The 2,768-nt window shown below is 37.9% G+C and carries 2 protein-coding genes; one reads left to right on the top strand and one right to left on the bottom strand.

What is annotated here, in order from left to right:
* Nucleotides 1-930: AMP-binding enzyme (locus AC1DUW_RS25130; RefSeq protein ID WP_477643752.1), on the top strand; the 930-nt coding region annotated here is incomplete at its 5' end.
* 545 nt (nucleotides 931-1,475) lie between these two features.
* Here AC1DUW_RS25130 and AC1DUW_RS25125 read toward each other — a convergent pair.
* The gene (locus AC1DUW_RS25125) at nucleotides 1,476-2,678 is read right to left on the bottom strand and encodes an MFS transporter (protein ID WP_053346098.1); all 1,203 of its coding nucleotides are present in this window, start codon (nucleotides 2,676-2,678) and stop codon (nucleotides 1,476-1,478) included.
* Nucleotides 2,679-2,768 lie beyond the last annotated feature (90 nt).

The raw sequence follows: 2,768 nt of genomic DNA, 5'->3' as shown, positions 1-2,768 counted from the left end.
GCTGAAGATACAGGCATGACATTCTTTGGAACAAGTGCCCCTTTTCTAACGAATTCTATGAAATTAGGAATCAAACCAATGGAAAAATATGACCTATCAAAATTGAAGGCTCTTTTTTCTACAGGAGCTCCTTTATCAGGTGACGGATATAAGTGGGTATATGGAAATGTTAAAAAGGATGTCTGGCTCAGTTCATCAAGTGGCGGAACAGATGTCTGTGCCGGATTTGTAGGAGGTGTGCCTACATTACCAGTTAGAATTGGCGAAATACAGGGACGGGCATTAGGTGTTCATGTCGAAGCCTTTGATGAACAAGGCCAATCTTTAATTAATGATGTCGGAGAATTGGTCATTACCAAACCGATGCCATCCATGCCGCTTTATTTCTGGAATGACAAAGATGGGACAAGATACTACGAGAGTTATTTTGATACGTATCCTGGTATTTGGAAACATGGTGATTGGATAAAAATTGACGATAAAGGCAGTTGTATCATTTATGGACGTTCCGATTCGACGATTAATCGTTCTGGAGTACGTATGGGTACAAGTGATATTTACCGGGTTGTTGAAGCGATTGACGAGGTAATGGAAAGTCTTGTAATTGATAGAGAAGTGCTAGGGCGTGGTTCGTCCTTACTGATGTTTGTTGTTCTTAAGTCTGGCAACAGTCTAGACCCTACCCTAAAAGCAAAAATTAAGGAACAAATTAGAGGGAATGTTTCTCCTCGTTTTATCCCAGACCAAATTTATGTTGTTGAGCAAATACCAAAAACATTGAACGGAAAGAAAATGGAAGTTCCGATTCGCAAAGTACTATTAGGTTTTGAGTTTGATAAGGTAGTGAATCCAGACTCTATGGGCAATCCTGAATCGCTTCAATTTTTCAAAGATTTAGCATTTGARTTAAATGAGGAAAAAATATTCTAAGAATACTGTGGCTTTAAAATAAAGTCGTGATGATTAAAAAATGTTCCGACGAAGAGTGGTTTGATAAAATATCCTGTTTAATGCAGGATATTTTTTATTTATAGAAAATAGCAGGTTGGTGATAAAAGAAGGGAAGTAACTTTTTTCTTTGAAGACAAGGGAGGATAGGGTCAACGGAGGAGAAAAATTTGTTTATCCATAAGATTGATGAAGAAGTCTCTTTGAGATTATTAAATGAAGATGACGCTGAAGGATTTTATATATAAAAAATGGCTCGGTTGGCTCGACAGCGGACGAAGCTCAAAGGGTAAAGCAGTACCTAAAACACGTTTAAAATCTACATTTTGACTCAAAGGGAATTTTATTAGTAGAGAAGATCTAAACCCCTTGTTCTATATGGACAAGGGGTTTAGATACAAAGATAAGAAAGTATAACTTTTCGAGTTAAAAAAATTGTCTATCTCCACAAGGGAAGCTACTTTGTATGAGCATCGCAGGAACAACCTGGGTTTTTGAATGTTCAAAGGCGCCCTGCGCTTTTCTAATTATTTTGCTAAGCTTTCTGCCAATTGTTTTTCTTTCCACATGACTGTAATACCGAGGCCAATGACCATAATGACAGCAGCAAAAAGATAAGGATAGTGGATGTTTACATCAAATAGTATTCCGCCCATTGCTGGCCCGAAGATATTACCTAAGCTCGTATAGGTTGAGTTCATTCCAGCTACAAATCCTTGCTCTTTCCCAGCAGCTTTTGATAAAAATGTCGTCAATGCCGGACGAAGCAAGTCAAATGCGAGGAAGATGAAGCAAGTTACCGCTAGCACTGCCAAATAGCTAGAAATCACGGTGGACGCCACCGCAAATATTGCACCTGTAATTAAACATAATTGGATTAGTTTTTTTTCACCAAGTATATCTACCATTCTTCCAAACATAAATACTTGTACAACAACGCCGAAGATTGAGCTTATTGTAATAATGGCGGCAATGTCCTTCGGCGTGAAGCCGAATTTATGATCAGAAAATAGGCTAAAAACAGTTTCATATGCTGACAAACCGAAAGCAAGAACAAATACTATGATAAATGCAATAAAGTAAAGCGGATTAAGTGATCTTTTTAAATCGCTTAAAAAGTTTGTTTGCTTTGTTTTAGCAGAAATTTCTGCAAGCTGTTCCTTTGTTAGCGGCTCTTTTAAAATAAATATTGATGAAATGCATGCTAAAAAGGCAATGGCTGCCGCGAAGAAAAAGGGCATGCGTATGCCGTATTCTGCAATAAAACCACCAATGCCAGGTCCTATAATAAAGCCAGTACTAATGGCGGCAGAAAGATAGCCCATTGCTTTTGGCCGTTCCTGAACTGATGTAATATCTGCAACATAAGCAGTAACACCTGGCATAATAAAGGCGGCACTAATTCCCCCTAGAATCCTTGATAAATAAAGCACTGATACATTTGTTCCTAAACCAAAGATAAGTTCTGAAACACCAAAAAGGAATAAGCCGATTATGATGATTTTCTTTCTGCCATAATGGTCAACCCAACGTCCTGCGAGTGGTGACATAAGTAGTTGTGCCATCGCAAATACGGCTACAAGATAGCCCATCGTTTTTCCTGATAAATGCATGATATTCATAAAAGACGGCATAACGGGGATTATGAGACCAATTCCTAGAAATGGAATGAATATATTGCTTAGAAGAATAATTAATACCGATTTTTGTTCTTTTATTGTTTTCTCCATGTATCAACACCTCCTTTCTTTATGAATCATTGATGTGAAATACCTCTCCAAAATACTGTCCAAGAGGCTTCTAATTTATCCTTCAGCCGC

The organism is Peribacillus sp. P4_C12 (assembly GCF_056402095.1).
The sequence above is the reverse complement of the archived record's forward strand: the minus strand, read 5'-3'. Positions and strand labels throughout refer to the sequence as shown.